Genomic DNA, 21,323 nt, shown 5'->3' with positions numbered 1-21,323 from the left:
TCTAGCCATGATCTTGCAATGCAACTGACAACTTCTGTATTGGCTACCGACAGATAGCGACTTATACGCAAGTGTCTTGATTGTTCATTAATTGAGGGTGTGCATATGTCCTTCCTCCATACGAATCAGGTCATGGCCCAACGACGGCGCCCCGGTCCCTGGGGCGCATGACACAGGTGAATCAGAAGTCGACAGTCGCCGAAAGGAGGTAGGTGCGCGGGGTCGACAGCGTCAAGCCAGGCTCGCTGTCATCCGAGGCCCCGGCCGAACTCCAGTAGCGCTTGTCCGCTACGTTCTCGACATTGGCACGCAGGGTGATGTTCTTTTCTTCGACCTTGAACGCGTAGCGTGCGCCCACGTCGAAACGCTCCCAGGAGTCGATTTCCTTGTTGTTGGACTGGTCCAGATACTGCGAGCTGGAATAGATGCCGCGGCTGGTCAGGGTCAGGCCCTGTACGGTCGGCACATCCCACTCGGCGCCCAGGTTGACGTTGTATTTCGGCGTGGCAGGCGCACGGTTGCCATCGAAGGTGCCGTTGGTGGTGTTGGCCAACTCGCTGTCGATGTACATGACACCGCCGAGCAGGCGGAAACCATCGAGCGGTTCACCGAACACACTCAGTTCCACACCCGTGTTCTCACGCTTGCCGTTCGGGCCGAAGACCCGCGTCGTGGCGTTGGTCTCGTAGGCCGGCTGCTTGATCCGGAACACGGCGGCGGTGACGGCGAACGCACCCGCGTCATACTTGGCGCCGACCTCGACCTGGCGGCTGATGAACGGCGGGAAGATCTCGTCCTCGTTGACCGAGGTCGACGGCGCAATCTTGCCCTGGCTCAGGCCTTCCATGTAGTTGGCATACAGCGACAACTTATCGGTCGCCTTGAACAGGATGCCGCCCGACGGCGAGACCTTTTCTTCATCGTAGGCGGTGTCGCCTTTGACATTATCGGACCAGTCGTCAACCTTCACGCGCTGCCAGCGGGCACCGAGGGTCAACAGCAGCCGGTCATCGAAGAAACCCAAGGTGTCGGACAACGCCACGCCGCTGGAGCGGTTCTCGGTATAGACCTGCGAATCCTGTCGCGTGGGTCTGACAGGCGTTGGTGTTTCCACGGGGTCGTAGAGGTTGCTGCGGGCTGCGGCATAACGGGCACCGCCATTCTCGAAGTCCATGTAGAAATAGCTGGCGGCCAGGTTGACTTCATGGCTCACCGGGCCGGTATGAAACCAGTTGCGCACCCCTGCCGTGGCCGTCCGGACATTTTCGTCGCGGGTGAAGTCACGCGGCTGAACGCTGAAAGCGCCAGCGTCGTTGGTGACCGCAACGGCATGCCGGAGGAAGTCATGGTTACTTTTGCGCGCGCCTACTCCGCCGTACAGCATGACGGAGTCGTTGACATCGAATTCGCCGTTTACCGTGCCGAACGTGTCGTTGGTACTCGCCTTGCTCCAAGGCTGCGCATAGTTGTGGCGGACATCGCTGGCATGCGGAACCTGCGCGTTGGCGCCAACCTGCACGCGCTCCTGCGGGGCGTCGGTATCACGCTCAGTACGCCCGATATCCGTCGAGAGCCGCAGGCGTTCACCGCGAAAATCCAGGCCCAGCACCGCCATCTCGCGGTCGACATTCTGGTGATCCCATTCGGTATCGCCGGACTGCTTGACGCCGTTGAAACGAAGACCGAACTTGTTGTCCTCACCGAAGCGCCGGCCGACATCCACGGCCCCACCGACCTGACTGTCGGAAGCGTAACTGCCGGTGAACGAAGTGATGGGCTTGTCGGTCGCGCGCTTGGGCACCACGTTGATCCCGCCACCCACGCTGCCCCGCGGCGAGATGCCGTTAATGAGCTGGCTCGGGCCTTTGATGACGTCGACGCGGTCGGCCATCTCCATGTCGATCGTATAGGTCGGCAGGACGCCGTAGAGACCGTTGTAGGCGACATCACTGTTGAACAGGCTCAACCCTCGAATGGTGAACTGCTCATAGCGCCCTCCCGCCGGGTTGGTGGCGCGAACCGAGGGATCGCTGGCAATCAGGTCGCCCAGGGTACGAGCCTGCTGGTTTTTGACCGCCTCGCTGGTGTAAGTGGTCATGCTGAACGGCGTTTCCATAAAGTCTCGCGAGCCCAGCAAACCTTGCGAACCGCGGCGCGCGACCTGGCCGCCGGCATACGGATCGCCGTCAGCCGAGTCAGTGGCACCGAGAATCGAGGTGGCGCCCAGTTGCAGGCTGCCGCCTTCTGGCGCCGGGGTCAGGATGTACGCCTGTTCACCCACCGGCTGCAGTTGCAGACCGGAGCCCTGCAACAGTCGGGCGAAGCCCTCCTCGACCGCGTATTCGCCGGAAAGACCAGGGCTGGTGCGTCCACCCACCAGAGCCGGATCCACTGACAGATTGACCCCGGCCAACCCGGCGAAACGGGTCAGTGCTGCGCTAAGGCTTCCAGCCGGCACCTGATAACTGCGTCGTGGCGCGTCTTCGGCCCAACCGGCTGTGATAAACAACGGACAGGCACTCAGACTCAACAACAGACTCAAGTGCAACAACGGGCGCAGCCTGGAAGAACCCAGACGCTTACTGCAGGGCATCACTACGGGCATTGAGAATCTCTCTGATTTAGTTTCACTTGCCTTGAATGACAACCGACGCGAAAAAAGGGGACACACCTCAGACAATATTTTTACGCGGCAGCAACGTAACCCAATAACGGGTTCGCCTATGCACCTCCAGCGGCAAGCTGGCCGCCAATAACGTCAGGATGCGATCGGTGTCTTCCAGGCGGAAACTGCCGGTGACTTGCAGTGATTCGAGTTCCGGCGCCCAGCGCAGCACGCCCGGACGATAGGTGCTGAGTTCGCGCAGAAAATCGCCCAAGGGCTGGTTCTGCGCCATCAGCACACCGTCCCGCCAGCCTGGGGCAAGCACATCGAAAGGCTCTACGGCTCCCGCGTCCATTGCCTGAAGGCTGACTTGCTGGCCGGCGCGCAATGAAAAGACCGGTCCGTGCAATGGCTGCAACTGCACCGTGCCCTTAAGCACCGAGACCTTGCAGCTCGTCTGCCCCTGACGAACACACACTTCGCTCTGACTGACGACCACTTGCCCGAAGTGGGTCTGAATCGTCAGCGGCAAGGTCCCGGGCACATTCAGCGCTAGCTCGCCTTCCACGAGTTTAAGTCGCCGGTTCTTCAGGTCGATATCGACGGCACTCGCAGTGTTCAATTGCAACGAGCTGCCATCGGCCAACTGGACTTTTTTGCCCTCCCCGGTCGCGGTCCGCAGGTCGGCGCTCCAGACATCCAGAGGTAACTGCCGACTGATCAGCCAGGCGGTCGGCACCAGCGCCACCGCCCCTACGGCACGTTTGAGCACCGTGCGCCGACTCGCCTGCGGACGATCCAGACTGGCCATGGCCAGTGCCGACGGCAGGTCGGCAAATCGTTGGCGCAAGAGTTGAGCTTTCTGCCAGGCCTGTTCGTGACCGGGATGACTGTCACGCCAGTGCTGCAGATTGGCACAATCACGCTCATTGGCAGCGCCTGACTCCATGAGTGCCAGCCATCGAGCGGCAGCCCGCACGACTTGCCGTGCTTCCGCCGAAGGTGCCGAACCGATCACAATTCCACCAACAGACAATGTTCGTAGGCTTGGGCCATGTAGCGCTTGATCGTGCGCTCAGAAACTTGCAGGCGCTCGGCAATTTCGTGATAACCCAGGCCTTCCAACTGGCTCCAGAGAAATGCCCGTCGCACCGCTGTCGCCAATCCATCGAGCAGTTCATCCAGGGCCTGCAGGGTTTCCAAAAGCAACCAGCGCTGCTCGGGCGACGGCACGCAGTCCTCCGGCAACAGCGCCAGGGCATCGAGGTAAGCCTGCTCCAGGCTGCGACGCTTGTAGAAGTTGGTCAGCAGCCGCTTGCCGACTGTCGCCAGATAGGCGCGTGGTTCTTGCAGGTCGGCAATGCGCTGGGAGCTGGCGAGTACCCGCGCGAACGTATCCTGGCTCAAGTCCGCCGCATCATGGCCATTGCTCATGCGTCGCCTCAACCAACTTTCGAGCCAGCCACGATGGTCGCGGTACAGGTCGTGGAAGGTTTGCCCCGTCGGCATCGCTGCATCACTCATCTAAAGGAACCCTGCGCGAAGAAATATTTTAAATGCGACTCATTCTAATTAATGTTGAGACTTCAAACCAAGCCCTTTGTGCGTTTTGCACCCAGGAAAAACGTGAATAAATGAATGACGGACAGGCATTTCGGCCACGCAGGCGCCGGGGAGTCGAGGCTGCGCGTTATTGAAGGAAATCATAAGGTAGAGTCAGAACTTATTGCACATCCGCACTTGGCCGGCAGATGCGAATCCCTGAGGGTCAGGGAATAAGGAGAGAAAAGCCAAATCGCAGACACAAAAAAACCCGGTCTTTCGACCAGGGTCTTTGCTATCGACTCGAAGTAGACACTGGCTTTACCAGCAGCTCTCTTCGTAGCGCCAAGGCGTTCAGTGGGCCTTGAGGCAGATATGGCGCAGCGGACGGGACTCGAACCCGCGACCCCCGGCGTGACAGGCCGGTATTCTAACCGACTGAACTACCGCTGCGTATCGCTTTGGACTTGCGTCCAATTAACTCGTCTGACTGGAAAGCTTCGAGGCTTTTCAATCTCGAGGCAGGCGAACCTGACTCGGAAAATATGGCGCAGCGGACGGGACTCGAACCCGCGACCCCCGGCGTGACAGGCCGGTATTCTAACCGACTGAACTACCGCTGCGCGTCGGTGGAGGCTTTTAAAAGCTTCCATCTTGCTTTCGCAAGACTCTCGGAAGTGGTGGGTGATGACGGGATCGAACCGCCGACATTCTGCTTGTAAGGCAGACGCTCTCCCAGCTGAGCTAATCACCCGTTTGCATCTCCGAGGCCGCGAAATTTACGCAGGTACCGATGCTAAGTCAATACCCCGCTTGAAGTTTTTCTGAAAAAGACAAAATCATGTCATTTCCCGCGGCGCTGCCAATGGCCTCCTGCAGCCTCAAGCCGCAGCTGTCGCGGCCCCTGCTCGGATTACTCGCTGTAAACCATCTTCTTGGTCATGCCGCCATCGACCACGAACTCCTGGCCTGTGACGAAACCAGCGTTCTTTGACAATAGCCAAGCGACCATCGCCGCCACGTCCTCGACCGTCCCTACTCTGCCCGCCGGATGTTGGGCATGATCGGCATCGGTCAGCGGTTCGGCTCGACGCGCGGAGGGGTCTCGCGCATCGATCCAGCCCGGACTGACCGCATTGACACGGATTTCCGGCCCGAGGCTGATGGCCAAGGCATGAGTCAGGGCCAACAGGCCACCCTTGCTCGCCGCATAAGCTTCGGTGTCGGGTTCCGACTGCCTGGCGCGGGTCGAGACCAGGTTGACGATCGCACCGCTGTGAGCGCGCAGGTAGGGCGCACAGTGCTTGGCCAAGAGCATCGGCCCACTGAGATTGACTGTAAGCACCCGATTCCAGTACGCCAGCTCAAGGCTTTCAAGGGGGACGTTGTGCGGATCGGCAACCGCCGCGTTGCACACCAGCGCATCCAGGCGCCCGAATTGCCCCAGCACCTCGGCGACGCCCAACGCCACCTGCCCTTCGTTCGCGACGTCCATGACGATGAACCAGGCGTTGTCGCCGAGCACTTTCGCCACTTTCGAACCGCGCACTCGATCAAGATCGGTCAGTACCACCTGCCAGCCTTCGCTGATCAGCCACGCCGCGACACCCAGACCAATGCCCCGCGCAGCACCCGTGACCAGTGCGACGCGGCCATTGGTGCCGGTGGTCGGTGTGGACAACTCGATCACAAGGCAGCCAACCCGCGCGCCAGATCGGCTTGCAGGTCTGCCACGTCTTCCAGACCGACCGCGATGCGGATCAGGCTGTCACGAATGCCCGCGGCCTCACGCTCTTGCGGCGCCAGACGGCCGTGAGAGGTGGTGCTCGGGTGAGTGATGGTGGTCTTGGTGTCACCGAGGTTGGCGGTGATGGAAATCAGACGGGTCGCATCGATAAAGCGCCAGGCGCCCTCTTTGCCGCCCTTGACTTCAAAACTCACGACCGCACCGAAGCCCTTCTGCTGACGCAGGGCCAACGCGTGCTGCGGATGGCTTTTGAGGCCGGCGTAATGGACTTTTTCGATGCCGTCCTGCTGCTCCAGCCACTCGGCCAGTTGCTGAGCGCTGGCGCAATGCGCCTTCATCCGCAGGCTCAGGGTTTCCAGGCCCTTGAGGAAGATCCAGGCGTTGAACGGGCTCAGCGTCGGCCCGGCAGTGCGCAGGAAACCGACGACTTCTTTCATCTGCTCGCTACGACCCGCCACAACACCGCCCATGCAACGGCCCTGGCCGTCGATAAACTTGGTCGCCGAATGCACGACGATGTCCGCGCCCATCTTCAGCGGCTGCTGCAACGCAGGGGTGCAGAAGCAGTTGTCGACCACCAGCAGCGCACCTTTGGCGTGAGCGATTTGCGACAGTGCGGCGATGTCCACCAGCTCGGCCAGCGGATTGGACGGCGATTCGACGAAGAGCAGTTTGGTATTGGCCTTGATCGCTGCATCCCAGCCGGACAAGTCCGCCAGGGGCACGTAGTCGACTTCGATCCCAAAGCGCTTGAAGTACTTCTCGAACAAGCTGATGGTGGAACCGAACACGCTGCGCGACACCAATACGTGATCGCCGGCGCTGCAGAGGCTCATCACCACCGCCATGATCGCGGCCATACCGGTCGCCGTGGCCACGGCTTGCTCGGCGCTTTCCAGTGCGGCAATGCGCTCTTCGAACGCGCGCACGGTCGGGTTGGTGTAGCGCGAGTAAACGTTGCCCGGCACTTCACCGGCAAAGCGTGCCGCCGCGTCCGCAGCGGTACGGAATACGTAGCTGGAGGTGAAGAACATCGGATCACCGTGTTCGCCTTCCGGCGTGCGGTGCTGACCGGCGCGTACGGCCAGGGTGTCGAACGCTACGCCTTCGAGGTCGCTGTCCAGCCGACCGGCATCCCAATCCTGACTCATGCTGTCACTCCTTGCCCTGCTCTTGATTTAGAGCGTTTTTAGTCGATACAAAACCGGCCCCTCAGGGCCGGTAGAAACTCAATTGTTGTACAGATCGATGATCGCACTGACTGCCTGCGTCTTGACCTTGGAGGCATCGTTACGTGCCTGCTCGATCTTGTTCAGGTAAGCCTCGTCGACGTCGCCGGTCACGTACTGGCCGTCGAACACTGCGCAATCGAACTTCTCGATCTTGATCTTGCCGCCACCGACCGCTTCGATCAAGTCAGGCAGGTCCTGATAGATCAACCAGTCAGCGCCTATCAGGTCAGCCACGTCCTGGGTCGAACGGTTGTGGGCGATCAGCTCGTGTGCGCTCGGCATGTCGATGCCGTAGACGTTCGGGTAGCGAACGGCCGGTGCTGCGGAGCAGAAGTAGACGTTTTTGGCGCCGGCTTCGCGAGCCATCTGGATGATCTGCTTGCAAGTCGTGCCGCGAACGATCGAGTCGTCCACCAGCATTACGTTCTTGCCGCGAAATTCCAGCTCAATGGCGTTGAGCTTCTGGCGTACCGATTTTTTCCGTGCCGCCTGGCCCGGCATGATGAAGGTCCGGCCGATGTAGCGGTTCTTCACGAAGCCTTCGCGGAACTTGACGCCCAAGTGGTTCGCCAGCTCCAGCGCCGCGGTACGGCTGGTGTCCGGAATCGGGATAACCACGTCGATGTCGTGTTCTGGACGCTCGCGCAGGATCTTCTCGGCGAGTTTCTCACCCATGCGCAGGCGGGCCTTGTAGACCGACACGCCGTCGATGATCGAATCCGGACGCGCCAGATAAACGTGTTCGAAGATGCACGGGGTCAGGGACGGGTTGGTCGCGCACTGACGGGTATGCAGCTTGCCGTCTTCAGTGATGTAGACCGCTTCGCCCGGCGCGAGGTCGCGAATCAGGGTGAAACCGAGCACGTCCAGAGAGACGCTTTCGGAGGCGATCATGTACTCGACGCCTTCATCCGTGTGACGCTGGCCGAAGACAATCGGGCGGATGCCGTGCGGGTCGCGGAAACCGACGATGCCGTAACCGGTCACCATCGCCACGACCGCGTAACCACCGACGCAACGGTTGTGCACGTCAGTGACGGCGGCGAACACGTCTTCTTCGGTTGGCTGCAACTTGCCGCGCTGGGCCAGTTCGTGTGCAAACACGTTGAGCAGCACTTCCGAATCGGAGTTGGTGTTGACGTGGCGCAGGTCAGATTCGTAAATCTCCTTCGCCAGCTGTTCAACGTTGGTCAGGTTACCGTTGTGCGCCAAGGTAATACCGTAAGGCGAGTTGACGTAAAACGGTTGGGCTTCGGCCGAAGTCGAGCTGCCCGCGGTCGGATAACGCACATGGCCAATACCCATGTGGCCGACCAGACGCTGCATGTGACGCTGATGGAACACGTCACGTACCAGGCCATTGTCCTTGCGCAGGAATAACCGGCCATTATGGCTGGTTACGATACCGGCAGCGTCCTGGCCGCGGTGCTGGAGGACGGTTAGCGCGTCATACAGCGCCTGATTGACGTTCGACTTACCGACGATACCGACGATGCCACACATGCGACGCAACCCCTACTTAATGGATCTGAACTGAACACAACTCACTGAGGCGTTTTGGCCATCGGCAAGAGGTGCTCCTTGAACGGTATCTCAGCGGGTACGCTGATACCGCTGGCAAGCCACTGACTGCTCCACCCGAGGATCAGGTTTTTGGACCAGTCTGCGACCAATAGAAATTTTGGCACGAGCTGTGATTCTTGCCACCACCCGTCCTGCTGTACCGGCCCCAGGCTCAACAGCCCGACCGCCACGACGACCAGCAACACGCCCCGCGCGGCGCCGAAGGCCATGCCAAGAAATCGATCGGTCCCGGATAGCCCGGTGACGCGAACCAACTCGCCGATAAGATAGTTGATCATTGCGCCTACGATTAACGTGGCGACAAACATGATGGCACAGCCCGTGATCACACGAGCCGACGGCGTTTGGATGTATCCGGCGAGGTATTCAGACAATGAACCACCGAACATCCAGGCGACGACTCCTGCGATGATCCAGGTCACCAGCGATAGTGCTTCTTTGACGAAGCCGCGGCTCAGACTGATCAATGCGGAGATGGCGACGATTGCAACGATCGCCCAGTCAACCCAGGTAAATGGCACAGTGCAGCCTAAAGACGGATAAGGCGGCGCATTTTAGCAGAGCCCATGCTTATCGGTAAGCCGCGATTGTCAGTGCATTTCAAATCGGGGCGATAGTTTTAACCACGCTCAGGCTGGAAACGCACCACAAAACCCTTGAGATTCTGCTGGCGGCTCAACAAGTCACGCAAACGATCGGCTTCTGCGCGCTCGATCAGCGGTCCGACAAACACTCGATTCTTGCCGTCGGCAGTGCGGATGTAGGCGTTGTAGCCCTGGCTGCGCAGGGATTTCTGCAGACTTTCTGCACTTGCACGGCTAGACAGACTGGCCAGTTGCACCGACCAGCTGACCGACAGGCCATTGGCATCGACGCGGCTTTGAGTCGTGTCCGGCTTGCCCGGTGAGGCCGCAATCGGCTGGCTAGGCGCTGTCGTAGGCTTGGTGACCGGCACAGGAGCCGGAGCCGGAGCGACCGGCTTGGCGGCAGGCGCAGGCGCAGGCGCCACCGGGACACTTGGGGCAATCGCTGTCGACGGCGCTTCTTGCTGAGCAATTTCATCATCACTCGGCACTGGCTCCTGAGGCAGCGCTTGCGGCTCAGGCACCACCACCGGCTCGACCTGCACTTGCGGCATCGAAGGCGCTTGCGGCGCAGCCGGGGCTTCAACCGTCACTTGACGCTGTTCATCCTGACGGGAAAACAGCATTGGCAGGAAAATCACCGCCAGCGCCACCAGAACCAGGGCGCCAACCATGCGCTGTTTGTATGCCTTATCCAGCAATGCCATTTGCCGCTTCCTCCGTGGAGCGCCGGGCCAGCCATTCAAGGGCCTCGGCGACACAATAAAATGATCCGAACAACAGAATCTCGTCGTCGCTCGTCGCCAGCGCGCATTGCCCCTCCAGGGCGGAGGCCACGCTGCCATAGGACGCTACCGAGGCGCCAAGGTTCTGCAACGCCGCGTGCAAATCGGCAACCGGGCGTGCTCGCGGTGAATCCAGCGGCGCGACGGCCCAATGCTGGACACTAGCATTCAATTCACCGACAACACCATCCAGATCCTTGTCCGCCAGCAATCCGAACACCGCCAGACGCTTGCCAGCCGGTGGTTGGCTGGCCAAGCGGCGAGCCAAATACTCTGCCGCATGAGGGTTATGCCCCACGTCCAGCAGCAGATTCAGACGCTTGCCCTGCCAGTCGAACTGACGGCGATCAAGGCGACCGACCACCCGCGTCGCTATCAGCGCTTCAATAATCTGTGCATCTACCCAAGGCAAACCGAGCAGCAAGTAAGCCTGCAATGCCAGCGCGGCGTTTTCCATCGGCAGATCGAGCAACGGCAGATCATGCAGCTCGACCACATGCCCTTGAGCGTCAAGACCGCGCCATTGCCAGTTGTGATCGGTGATGCCGAGGTCGAAATCGCGCCCACGCAGGAAAAACGGGCAATTGAGCTCGCGCGCTTTATCCAGCAGAGGTTGTGGAGGATTCAGATCGCCACACAGCGCAGGCGCGCCCTGGCGGAAGATGCCGGCTTTTTCGTAAGCCACGGACTCACGGGTATCGCCCAGATAGTCCGCATGATCGACGCCGATGCTGGTGACCAGCGCCATGTCGGCATCCACGACGTTGACGGTATCCAGGCGCCCGCCCAGCCCGACTTCCAGCACCACGGCATCTAGCCCTGCCTGTTGAAACAGCCAGAACGCCGCCAGGGTGCCCATTTCGAAGTACGTCAGGGAAGTGTCGCCACGCCCCGCCTCGACTGCAGCAAAGGCTTCGCACAGCTCGGCGTCGGTGGCTTCGACGCCATTGACCTGCACCCGCTCGTTGTAACGCAGCAGGTGCGGAGAATTGTAGACACCCACTTTCAGGCCCTGCGCACGCAGCAACGACGCCACGAATGCGCAGGTGGAACCTTTGCCGTTGGTGCCGGTGACCGTAATCACCCGAGGCGCCGGCTTGCCGAGTCCCATGCGGGACGCTACCTGTTGCGAGCGTTCAAGGCCCATGTCGATGGCCGAAGGGTGCAACTGCTCAAGGTAGGCGAGCCACTCGCCAAGGGTACGTTGGGTCATAGGTTGGCAGGTACCGGTGGGACCACGATGGGTTCGATTGGCGCGGCGACGAATTTCGGCGTCGGCAGGCCCATCATTTGTGCCAGCAGATTGCCCAGACGCGGACGCAGTTCCTGACGGTGAATGATCATGTCGATCGCACCGTGTTCCAGCAGGAACTCACTGCGCTGGAAGCCTTCCGGCAGTTTTTCACGCACGGTTTGCTCGATCACGCGTGGACCGGCGAAGCCGATCAGGGCCTTCGGCTCACCAACAATCACGTCACCGAGCATCGCCAGACTGGCGGAAACACCACCGTAGACCGGGTCGGTCAGCACGGAGATGAACGGAATGCCTTCTTCACGCAGACGCGCCAGTACCGCGGAGGTCTTGGCCATTTGCATCAGGGAGATCAGGGCTTCCTGCATCCGCGCACCACCGGAAGCGGCGAAGCAGATCATCGGGCATTTGTTTTCCAGCGCGTAGTTGGCAGCGCGAACAAAACGCTCACCCACAATGGCGCCCATCGAACCGCCCATGAAGGAGAATTCAAACGCCGAAACCACCACCGGCATGCCCAGCAGAGTGCCGCTCATGGAGATCAGTGCGTCTTTTTCGCCAGTCGCCTTTTGCGCAGCGGTCAGGCGATCCTTGTACTTCTTGCCGTCGCGGAACTTCAGACGGTCAACCGGCTCCAGGTCCGCGCCCAGTTCGGCACGGCCTTCAGCGTCGAGGAAGATGTCGATACGAGCGCGAGCGCCGATGCGCATGTGGTGGTTGCACTTTGGGCAAACGTCCAGGGTCTTTTCCAGCTCCGGACGATACAACACAGCCTCGCAAGACGGGCATTTGTGCCACAGACCTTCAGGCACCGAGCTCTTCTTGACCTCGGAACGCATGATCGAAGGGATCAGTTTGTCTACTAACCAGTTGCTCATGCTTTCTTTCTCCAGTACCGGCGGCCCGAACGCTTTGGTTCGCAGCCCCGCGTATGCCCTTGAGCTAAATTCATGTGTGCGGCGATGATCGATGAATTGCCGGGTCAGAAAAACTGACCTGCGTACAACCCGAAAAACCCTCAGCCGTGCCTGCTTTGTGCAAGTGAAGTTATGGACGGCGGCAGTTAGCCAGCCGTCACATCACGTACCGCTTTGATGAATGCCTGAATCTTTGCGTGATCCTTGATGCCCTTGCTCGCCTCTACCCCACCGCTGACGTCCACGGCATAAGGCCGAACCCGGGCAATCGCCTCGGCGACGTTAGCCGCAGTCAGGCCGCCGGCGAGGATGATCGGTTTGCTCAAGCCTTGCGGTATCAATGACCAGTCGAACGCTTCGCCGGTTCCGCCGGGCACGCCTTCAACATAGGTGTCGAGCAAAATACCGCTGGCGGTTGGATAAGCATCGCAACCGGCTGCGATGTCATCACCGACCTTGACCCGCAGCGCCTTGATGTACGGGCGGTGCCAGCCTTCACAGTCGGCTGCGGTTTCGTCGCCATGGAACTGCAACAGATCCAGCGGCACGGCGTCGAGGATTTCCCCCAACTCGCAGCGGCTGGCGTTGACGAACAACCCCACGGTGGTCACGAACGGCGGCAGCGCCTTGATGATCGAGCGCGCCTGCTGAAACGTCACGGCCCGCGGGCTTTTGGCATAGAACACAAACCCGATGGCATCGGCCCCGGCCTCGACCGCTGCCAACGCATCTTCTATGCGGGTAATCCCGCAAATCTTGCTGCGAACGGACGACATGTCGATAGAACCCCTAGGCATATCCGAGAAAGTCCCGGATGGTAACAAAAGCGTTCGAGGGCGTCAGCCGTCAAGTTCAGAGAAGCCGGTGAGGAAGTGCGGCCCGATGTAACGCTCGGGCAATTGGAACTCGTCGCGGTACTCGACCTGCACCAGGTACAGACCGAACGGGTGCGCCGTCACGCCACCGGAACGGCGAATGCGGCTCTCCAGGACCTCTTTCATCCACTCCACCGGGCGCTCGCCGGCACCGATGGTCATCAGCACGCCAGCAATGTTGCGCACCATGTGGTGCAGGAAGGCACTGGCACGGATATCCAGCACGATCATCTTGCCGTGGCGCGTGACGCGCAGGTGATGCAGTTCCTTGATCGGCGACTTGGCTTGGCACTGGCCAGCGCGGAAGGCGCTGAAGTCGTGGGTGCCGACCAGATACCGGGCCGCCTCGGCCATGCGTTCGACGTCCAGCGGGCGGTGGTTCCAGGTGATTTCATCGTTCAGGTGCGCCGGACGAATCTGATCGTTGTAGATCACGTAGCGATAGCGCCGGGCAATGGCCTTGAACCGCGCATGAAAATGCGCCGGCATGACCTTGGCCCAACTGACACTGACGTCATGGGGCAAGTTGATGTTGGCGCCCATGACCCAGGCTTTCATCGAGCGCTCGACCTGAGTATCAAAATGCACCACCTGGCCGCACGCATGCACGCCGGCATCCGTACGCCCGGCGCAGAGCAGCGACACGGGCGAATCGGCGACTTTGGACAAGGCCTTTTCGAGCGTCTCCTGCACGGTGAGTACGCCGCAGGCCTGGCGTTGCCAGCCGCGATAGCGCGAACCTTTGTACTCAACGCCCAACGCGATCCGGAATAAACCGTCGGCCGCCATTTCGGCGGCCGGATTATCTATATTTGCCAAGGAGTGACAGCCTGCTGATGTACGCAAAGGCGGGCATTATAAGGCCGCCGGACCGGGACGCCAGAGGCGCGTGCTTTTTGTACCCTGCCCGGCACCCAGGACAGAAACAAAAACGGCAGCCTCAATGGGCTGCCGTTTTGTTTACACCTTACCGATCAATCAAGCCAGACGCGAAAGCATTTCCTTGGCTTCGCTTTTCTGACCGTCGTCCCCCTCGGTCACCACCTCATTGAGGATGTCCCGGGCGCCGTCGGCGTCGCCCATGTCGATGTAGGCCTGGGCCAGATCGAGTTTGGTAGCCACTTCGTCGGTGCCGGAAAGGAAGTCGAATTCCGGCTCGTCAGCTGCGGAGGCCATAGCGTCTTCCGCCGTGAAGGTCGGCTCGCCAATGCTCTGCGACAGACGATCCAGCTCGGCGTTGACGTCATCCAGCTCGGCTGCGAAAGCATCCGGGACGTCAGGGGCGTCCATTTCGTTAGCCAGCGACAGGTCGAAATCGGCTGGCAGCTCCAGATCGTCCAGCGCTACCTCGGGAACAGCCGGCACTTCAGCGCCAGGTAAATCCAAGTCCTTGACGCCGTCATCCAGGCTCAACAGGAAGTCGTCTTCGGCCAGGGTCGCCGGCGAGGCGTCCCCACCGAGATCCATATCCAGGTCAAAGTCCGACAGGTCATCGAGGTTTTCCTTGATGTCGGTCTGCTGCTGCAACACCGACTCGAAGCTCAGGTCGTCATCCAACGGAAACTCGTCCAGCTCAGCCGCAGACACGGGCTCTGCCTCTACTTCTGCTTCTGGTGCAACCACTGCCGGCGAGGCAGTTTCCAGGTCATCCAGGCTCAAATCGAAGGCGCTGTCGAAATCATCGGGCACTGCCGGTGCCGGCACTTCAGGCTCGTCCAGTAGCAGATCCTTGACGTACTGCGCGTCCAGTTCGGCAGCGATCGCAGCAGCTGCGATACCACCGGCTGCCGCAATGACCATGGCCGGGAAGCGGCTCTTGAGTTTTTCGACCTGAGCAAAGTTGTCACCGTTGGCCACCAGTTGGCGTTCCTGGGCAACGAATGCGTCGCGGTCGCCTTGCTGACCGTAGACTTCCATCAGCTTGAGACGCAGGTCACTGCGTTGCGGCTCTTGCTTGATCCCGTCTTCCAGCAAGGCAGCCGCCTGATTCAGACGACCGGCAGTGATGTGCGACTGCGCCTTGCTCAGTACGTCGTCATCGCGCTCGGCAGCAGGCGATACCAGTGGCGCGGCGATCGGCGGGGTTATCACCACCGGCGCAATCACCGGTGCCGGGGCTGGTGCAGGCGTTGTCGTTGGCGCGGTAGCGAGCTTCACGCTCGGCGGCGGCACTTCCAGGTCTTCGAAGATGCTTTTCGGCAGGTCGCGGTCAGCGGAGAAGTCCTGCTCCTCGGCCAAGTCACGAGCCATGCGCAAATGCTTATCGGCTTCTTGCTGGGCTTTGCGGCGACGCGCCAGCAACAGCAGCAACAGCAGCAGAACCACCGCACCGCCGCCCACCAGGCCGAGCAGCACCGGATTGGTCAGCAGCTCGTTGAATTTTTGATCCTCGGACGCTACAGGTGTCGGCTCGACTGGCTTCTCGACCGGAGACGGCGTGGCCTCAGGCGCAGCAGCAGCTACAGGTGCCGCCGGAGCCGCGTCCGCATGCGTTGCCGCAGGGCTGGCCGCCAATTCGGCTGACATCACCGGTGCGCCCGGGGCACCTTCAGCCTGCAACTTGGCCAGTTGATTGTTCTTCAGTTCGATCAGTCGTTGCAGCTTGTCCATCTGACTTTGCAGATCGGTCATGCGGCTTTTCAGTTCGGCGTTGTCACGACGGGACGTGTCGAGGCTTTCCTGGGTCACGGCCAGCTTGTTGCTCAGGTTCTTGGCATCACCCGCGGCGCCTTTGCCTCCGGCCTTGCCGGACTCGGCAGAGACCAGGCTCAGGCTGTCTTTCACCGTTTGCGACGAAGTGCCTTCACCGCGACCGCGTTTGGTGGCATCGAGCTGCTGCTGTCCGGTCCCGGGCTTCGCCACGTAGCGACGACCCTGACGCCACGCGGTGTTCTGCGCAGAGACTTCAGCAATAGCCTTCGGTTGCGGCAGGCTGGTGCTCTGTGCCTGATCCGGCAAACGCAGCACCTGACCGGTTTTCAACCGGTTGATGTTGCCGTCGATAAAGGCATCCGGGTTCAACGCCTGGATGGCTAGCATGGTTTGCTGGACCGAACCGCCATTGCGCGCCTTTGCGGCGATTTCCCACAGGGTATCGCGCGGCGTGGTGGTGTATTGAGTCGGCCCGGTCGCGCCGGTCACTGGCGCGGTGACGGTTTGCGTCGGTGCAGGTTGCGCAGCCGCATCAGCGGTTTGCGGCGAGAATTTGGACGGATCGAGCAGCACGCTGTAATCGCGCAGCAGGCGACCGTTGGGCCACATCACTTGAACCAGGAATTTCACCATGGGTTCGGAGAGTGGTTTGCTGGACGTCACACGCAGGACGCTTTTACCGCTGGCGTTGAGCACCGGGGTAAAGGTCAGGTCATTCAGAAACGCTTGGCGGTCGACACCGGCCTTGGCGAAATCTTCGGGCGAAGCCAAGCTCGGCAGCACTTCAGCAGCAGTGAGGTCCTTGACGTCGAGCAACTCGATTTCCGCCACCAGAGGCTGGTTCAGCGTCGACTTCAGGGTCAATTCCCCGAGCCCGAGGGCATGCGCCATACCGGAGGACAGCGCCGAGGCGGCCGCTATTGCTAACACCAGTTTGCGAACTTGAACCATAGCCTAATCCTTTGTTTGAACATTCCTCGGCCAGCGAGAAGGTGTTGATAGCCGCTGCCGTAAGGCATTGCGCGCGGCGGCGAAGAGTCGTCGCGCGCGATCATTTCATTCATGCCACGCAAAGCCCCGGAGGGTGGCTCGCCTTCGGCAATCTGGCCAAGCATAGCGCTCGGCCCGAATCATTCTGTGAATTGTTGCGAAGTATCTTTTACAGCAGGTCTTTTATCAACAATTCAGCCACCTGCACAGCATTGAGCGCGGCGCCTTTGCGTACGTTATCTGACGTCAGCCACAAATTAAGTTCCGACGGGTCGTCGATCCCGCCGCGAACCCGACCAACGTAGACCACGTCCTGCCCTACCGCATCGCCTACTGGCGTCGGGTAATCACCGGCTTCCACCAGCTCGATACCGGGCGCGTCTTCCAGGGCGGCGTTGATTTTCGCCAGGTCGATGTCGCTCGATGACTGCAACGTCACGTTAAAGCTATCGCCAAAAAACACCGGGGCTTGAATGCAAGTGACGGAAATCTTTAATAAAGGCAGTGCCATGACCTGACGCAGTTCGCGTACCAGGCGTTTTTCCAGCAGCGTATGCCCCTGGTCATCGGGCTTGCCGACTTGCGCCAGCAGGTTGAAGGCCATCTGCCGATCGAAGAAGGTCGGCTCCAGCGGACGCACGTTGAGCAGCTCGGCAGTTTGCCGGGCCAGCTCGGTGACGGCTTCGCGCCCCTGGGCAGACACGGCCAGGCTGGCGGTCAGGTTGATGCGTTGCAGGTCGAGCAAACCGAGCAACGGTGCGAGCACTACCGCCAGCGTGGTGGCTGAAGGGCTTGGACTGCTGACCTGGAACGGCTTTTTCAAACCGGCCAGGATTTCGGCGTTGGCTTCAGGCACTACTTGCGGCGCCTGATCAGCCGGCAAGGCGCCGGACAGGTCGATCAGCGAGCAACCGGCCGCCGTGGCACGCGATGCGAAACTCAGGGTCACCGCCGGGCCGGCAGCGAAGAACACCAGCTGGACTTTACTGAAGTCGAACTCATCGACCTCCCGCACCCGCACGTTCTTGCCGCGAAACGGCACCGAATGCCCCGCCGATTCGCTGCTGGCGAGCAGGTGCAAATTGCCGACCGGAAAGTCGCGTTCTTCGAGAATCTGCACGAGCGTTTCGCCGACAGTACCGGTGGCGCCGATCACGGCAATATCAAAGGACTGGCTCATGGTTCTACCTCTGGCGAAACGGGGGGAGCGGCACTTTACCGGGTGGTTGGCATGCAGGCAATTCTGCCGGGGATTTGTGGTGCCTGCGCCGGCCCCTTCGCGGGCAAGCCTCGCTCCTACATGGGATCGCGCTGCACTTGTAGGAGCGAGGCTTGCCCGCGAAGGGGACCGTCTTGACGACACATTTCCCATAAAAAAACCCGCACCTCTTTCAAGGCACGGGTTCGTTCATTACTTCAGTCGATCAACGCTCAAGCAGGATCCGCAGCATGCGACGCAGCGGTTCGGCCGCGCCCCACAGCAGCTGGTCGCCGACGGTGAACGCGCCGAGGTACTGCGTGCCCATGTTCAGTTTGCGCAGACGGCCAACCGGTACGTTCAGGGTGCCGGTGACTTTCGTCGGGCTCAGTTCCTGAATGCTGACGTCACGCTGGTTCGGCACCAGCTTGACCCAAGGGTTGTGCTGGCTGATCAGCCCTTCGATGTCGGCGATCGGCACGTCTTTGTTCAGTTTGATGGTCAGCGCCTGGCTGTGGCAGCGCATAGCGCCGATGCGCACGCAGATGCCATCAACCGGGATCGGGCTCTTGAAGCGACCGAGGATTTTGTTGGTCTCGGCCTGGGCCTTCCACTCTTCGCGGCTCTGACCGTTCGGCAGTTCTTTGTCGATCCACGGGATCAGGCTGCCGGCCAGCGGTACGCCGAAGTTTTCGGTCGGGTACGCGTCGCTGCGCATGGCTTCGGCGACACGGCGGTCGATGTCGAGGATCGCGCTGGCCGGGTCGGCCAGTTGATCGGCGACAGCGGCGTGGGTCGCGCCCATTTGCTTGATCAGTTCACGCATGTTCTGCGCGCCGGCACCGGAGGCCGCCTGATAGGTCATGGCACTCATCCACTCCACCAGACCGGCTTCGAACAAGCCGCCGAGGCCCATCAGCATCAGGCTGACGGTGCAGTTGCCGCCGATGTAGTTCTTGGTGCCCGCATCGAGCTGCTGGTCGATGACCTTGCGGTTCACCGGGTCCAGCACGATCACCGCGTCATCCTGCATGCGCAGGCTGGAAGCGGCGTCGATCCAGTAACCCTGCCAGCCGTCTTCGCGCAGTTTCGGGAAGACTTCGCTGGTGTAGTCGCCACCCTGGCAGGTCAGAATCACATCGAGGGTTTTCAGCTCTTCAATGCTGTAAGCGTCCTTGAGCGGAGCAATGTCCTTGCCCACAGATGGGCCTTGGCCACCGACATTGGAAGTGGTGAAAAACACCGGCTCAATAAGATCGAAATCCTGCTCTTCCAGCATCCGCTGCATGAGCACGGAACCGACCATACCGCGCCAACCGATCAGACCTACACGTTTCATCGCAACTACACCTTCTTTAAAAAGTGGGCCGCTGCTTTCAAGAGTGAAAGTTGCAGCGGGCCCAAGAGATTACAGATTCCGCAGCGCGGCGACTACTGCGTCGCCCATTTCCTGCGTACCGACTTTAGTGCAACCCGCCGACCAGATGTCGCCAGTGCGCAGGCCCTGGTCCAATACCAGACTGACGGCCTTCTCGATCGCATCGGCCGCATCCTGCAGATTGAAGCTGTAACGCAGCATCATCGACACCGACAGAATGGTCGCCAACGGGTTGGCAATGCCTTTGCCAGCGATGTCCGGCGCCGAACCGTGGCACGGCTCGTACATGCCTTTGTTGTGGGTATCCAGCGACGCCGACGGCAGCATGCCGATGGAACCGGTGAGCATCGACGCCTGGTCGGACAGAATGTCGCCAAACAGGTTGTCGGTGACGATCACGTCGAATTGCTTGGGTGCACGCACCAGTTGCATGGCGGCGTTGTCGACGTACATGTGGCTCAGTTCGACTTCAGGGTAATCCTTGGCCACTTGCTCGACGATTTCACGCCACAGTTGGCTGGAGGCCAGTACGTTGGCTTTGTCCACCGAGCACAGCTTCTTGCCACGCACCATGGCCATGTCGAAACCGACACGGGCGATACGGCGGATTTCGCTTTCGCTGTACGGCAGGGTGTCGTAAGCCTGACGCTCGCCGTTTTCCAGGGTGCGGGTACCGCGTGGCGTGCCGAAGTAGATACCGCCGGTCAGCTCACGGACGATCAGGATGTCCAGGCCAGCAACGATTTCTGGCTTCAGGCTCGAAGCCTCGGCCAGTTGCGGGTAGAGGATCGCCGGACGCAGGTTGCCGAACAGGCCCAGTTGCGCGCGGATTTTCAGCAGGCCGCGCTCAGGGCGGATGTCACGTTCGATGGTGTCCCATTTAGGGCCGCCCACAGCGCCGAGCAGTACAGCATCGGCGGCGCGCGCACGATCCAGGGTTTCGTCGGCCAACGGCACGCCATGCTTGTCGATGGCGGCGCCGCCGATGACGTCGTGGCTCAGCTCGAAGCCCAGGTTGTACTTGTCGTTCGCCAGCTCCAGCACCTTGACCGCTTCGGCCATGATTTCCGGGCCAATACCGTCACCCGGGAGAATCAGAATCTGCTTGCTCATGCTTTCCTCATGTCATCAGTCGGTACGCCCTTGGGCGCACCCGGAAAAATTCTATCGCTCGGCGCTTATCGTTCAGCCATCAGCACCAGCACATCGGTACTGAACGAACCATCGGCTTCAATCTCAAAATACTCGCGTACTTCATTACCCATCGACTGCTGCAACTCGCGGATCGCCGCGCGCATTACCTCTGGCGTGCGCATGCGCTCGACCCAGGAGGTGTACTCCAGACGCAGCCGTTGACGGGTGGTGCTACGGGTATGCAACCCCGCTTCGCTGACCTGACGCAACCACTCACCGGCGGAATAATCGCGCACATGGCTGGTGTCGCGCAGCACTTCGACGCTTTGCAGGTAAGTGTCGAACAACGGACTGCCCGGTGACAACACGTCGATGAACGCCGCCACCCCGCCCGGCTTCAGCACCCGACGAACCTCCCGCAGCGCCAAGCCGAGATCGCTCCAATGGTGCGCCGAATAACGGCTGAAGACGAAATCGAACTCACCATCGGCGAACGGCAACCGCTCGGCGGCGCCCAGCACCGTGGACACATTGCTCAGGCCGCGGTCGACGGCGGCACCGGCCACCACGTCGAGCATCTGCTGCGACAGGTCGTAGGCCACCACTTCTTTCACCAGCGAGGCCACGTGAAAGCTCACGTGACCGGCGCCGCAGCCCAGGTCCAGCACTCGGGCATCGCCCTGCCCTGCCAGTTCAGCCTGTAGCAGTGCGAATTCGGTGCCTTGAGCGTGAACGGCGCTGCTCAGGTAGGCCGAGGCCTGTTCACCGAATTGCTTTTGTACAACCTGACTGTGGGCGGTGCTGGTCATCGTAATGTCCTGATATTTGTGTTGTCTGGGCGGGCCTCT

At 60.7% G+C, this 21,323-nt stretch carries 17 protein-coding genes and 3 tRNA genes; all 20 read right to left on the bottom strand.

Features of this window, described 5'->3' with window-relative positions; all coding sequences use genetic code 11:
- Positions 1–181: 181 nt before the first annotated feature.
- The 20 genes from QK293_RS13005 to QK293_RS12910 all read right to left on the bottom strand — a co-directional run bounded on the left by QK293_RS13005 (position 182) and on the right by QK293_RS12910 (position 21,284).
- A complete protein-coding gene (locus tag QK293_RS13005) occupies positions 182–2,605 on the bottom strand; it encodes a TonB-dependent receptor (protein WP_282377672.1) in 2,424 nt (807 codons plus the stop codon).
- A 67-nt stretch (positions 2,606–2,672) separates the two neighbouring features.
- Positions 2,673–3,623 carry a FecR domain-containing protein gene (locus tag QK293_RS13000; protein ID WP_282377671.1) on the bottom strand — a complete coding sequence of 317 codons (951 nt, stop codon included), beginning with the start codon at positions 3,621–3,623 and terminating at the stop codon, positions 2,673–2,675.
- Positions 3,620–4,129, bottom strand: coding sequence for a sigma-70 family RNA polymerase sigma factor (locus QK293_RS12995; protein ID WP_282377670.1), 510 nt, complete (start codon positions 4,127–4,129; stop codon positions 3,620–3,622). The genes QK293_RS13000 and QK293_RS12995 overlap by 4 nt, the downstream gene beginning before the upstream one ends.
- 394 nt (positions 4,130–4,523) lie before the next feature.
- Positions 4,524–4,600 (bottom strand) — tRNA-Asp (locus QK293_RS12990).
- A gap of 93 nt (positions 4,601–4,693) precedes the next feature.
- Positions 4,694–4,770: transfer RNA gene (locus QK293_RS12985), tRNA-Asp, on the bottom strand.
- A gap of 55 nt (positions 4,771–4,825) precedes the next feature.
- Positions 4,826–4,901, bottom strand: a tRNA-Val gene (locus QK293_RS12980).
- 159 nt (positions 4,902–5,060) lie between these two features.
- Positions 5,061–5,837 (bottom strand): SDR family oxidoreductase, encoded by a 777-nt coding sequence (locus tag QK293_RS12975; RefSeq protein WP_282377669.1) that lies wholly within the window; start codon positions 5,835–5,837, stop codon positions 5,061–5,063.
- Complete coding sequence (locus QK293_RS12970; protein WP_282377668.1) at positions 5,834–7,045, bottom strand: O-succinylhomoserine sulfhydrylase; 1,212 nt, start codon at positions 7,043–7,045, stop codon at positions 5,834–5,836. Before QK293_RS12970 ends, QK293_RS12975 begins: the two co-directional genes overlap by 4 nt.
- Before the next feature lie 78 nt (positions 7,046–7,123).
- Positions 7,124–8,629 (bottom strand): amidophosphoribosyltransferase, encoded by a 1,506-nt coding sequence (gene purF / locus QK293_RS12965; protein WP_282377667.1) that lies wholly within the window; start codon positions 8,627–8,629, stop codon positions 7,124–7,126.
- A 41-nt stretch (positions 8,630–8,670) separates the two neighbouring features.
- Entirely contained in the window at positions 8,671–9,231 is a 561-nt protein-coding gene (locus tag QK293_RS12960) for a CvpA family protein (protein ID WP_074875247.1), read from the bottom strand.
- A gap of 98 nt (positions 9,232–9,329) precedes the next feature.
- Positions 9,330–10,001: an SPOR domain-containing protein gene (locus tag QK293_RS12955; protein WP_282377666.1), complete on the bottom strand. Its 672-nt coding sequence runs from the start codon at positions 9,999–10,001 to the stop codon at positions 9,330–9,332.
- Entirely contained in the window at positions 9,985–11,292 is a 1,308-nt protein-coding gene (folC, locus tag QK293_RS12950) for a bifunctional tetrahydrofolate synthase/dihydrofolate synthase (RefSeq protein ID WP_282377665.1), read from the bottom strand. The genes QK293_RS12955 and folC overlap by 17 nt, the downstream gene beginning before the upstream one ends.
- Positions 11,289–12,209, bottom strand: coding sequence for an acetyl-CoA carboxylase, carboxyltransferase subunit beta (gene accD / locus QK293_RS12945; RefSeq protein WP_123512527.1), 921 nt, complete (start codon positions 12,207–12,209; stop codon positions 11,289–11,291). Before accD ends, folC begins: the two co-directional genes overlap by 4 nt.
- A 185-nt stretch (positions 12,210–12,394) precedes the next feature.
- Entirely contained in the window at positions 12,395–13,024 is a 630-nt protein-coding gene (locus tag QK293_RS12940) for a phosphoribosylanthranilate isomerase (RefSeq protein ID WP_282377664.1), read from the bottom strand.
- 63 nt (positions 13,025–13,087) lie between these two features.
- Positions 13,088–13,912 carry a tRNA pseudouridine(38-40) synthase TruA gene (truA, locus tag QK293_RS12935; protein WP_282377754.1) on the bottom strand — a complete coding sequence of 275 codons (825 nt, stop codon included), beginning with the start codon at positions 13,910–13,912 and terminating at the stop codon, positions 13,088–13,090.
- 189 nt (positions 13,913–14,101) lie between these two features.
- Positions 14,102–16,726: a FimV/HubP family polar landmark protein gene (locus QK293_RS12930; protein ID WP_282377662.1), complete on the bottom strand. Its 2,625-nt coding sequence runs from the start codon at positions 16,724–16,726 to the stop codon at positions 14,102–14,104.
- A 208-nt stretch (positions 16,727–16,934) separates the two neighbouring features.
- Complete coding sequence (locus tag QK293_RS12925; protein ID WP_282377661.1) at positions 16,935–17,945, bottom strand: aspartate-semialdehyde dehydrogenase; 1,011 nt, start codon at positions 17,943–17,945, stop codon at positions 16,935–16,937.
- A 244-nt stretch (positions 17,946–18,189) separates the two neighbouring features.
- The gene (gene asd / locus QK293_RS12920; protein ID WP_282377660.1) at positions 18,190–19,302 is read right to left on the bottom strand and encodes an aspartate-semialdehyde dehydrogenase; all 1,113 of its coding nucleotides are present in this window, start codon (positions 19,300–19,302) and stop codon (positions 18,190–18,192) included.
- A gap of 69 nt (positions 19,303–19,371) precedes the next feature.
- A complete protein-coding gene (gene leuB / locus QK293_RS12915) occupies positions 19,372–20,454 on the bottom strand; it encodes a 3-isopropylmalate dehydrogenase (RefSeq protein ID WP_282377659.1) in 1,083 nt (360 codons plus the stop codon).
- A 65-nt stretch (positions 20,455–20,519) separates the two neighbouring features.
- Positions 20,520–21,284, bottom strand: a complete 765-nt coding sequence (locus tag QK293_RS12910) for a methyltransferase domain-containing protein (protein ID WP_282377658.1) — start codon at positions 21,282–21,284, stop codon at positions 20,520–20,522.
- Positions 21,285–21,323: the final 39 nt, after the last annotated feature.

The organism is Pseudomonas sp. AL03, from assembly GCF_029960815.1.
Taxonomy (GTDB): Bacteria; Pseudomonadota; Gammaproteobacteria; order Pseudomonadales; family Pseudomonadaceae; genus Aquipseudomonas.
This window is presented reverse-complemented; position numbering and strand designations above follow the sequence as displayed.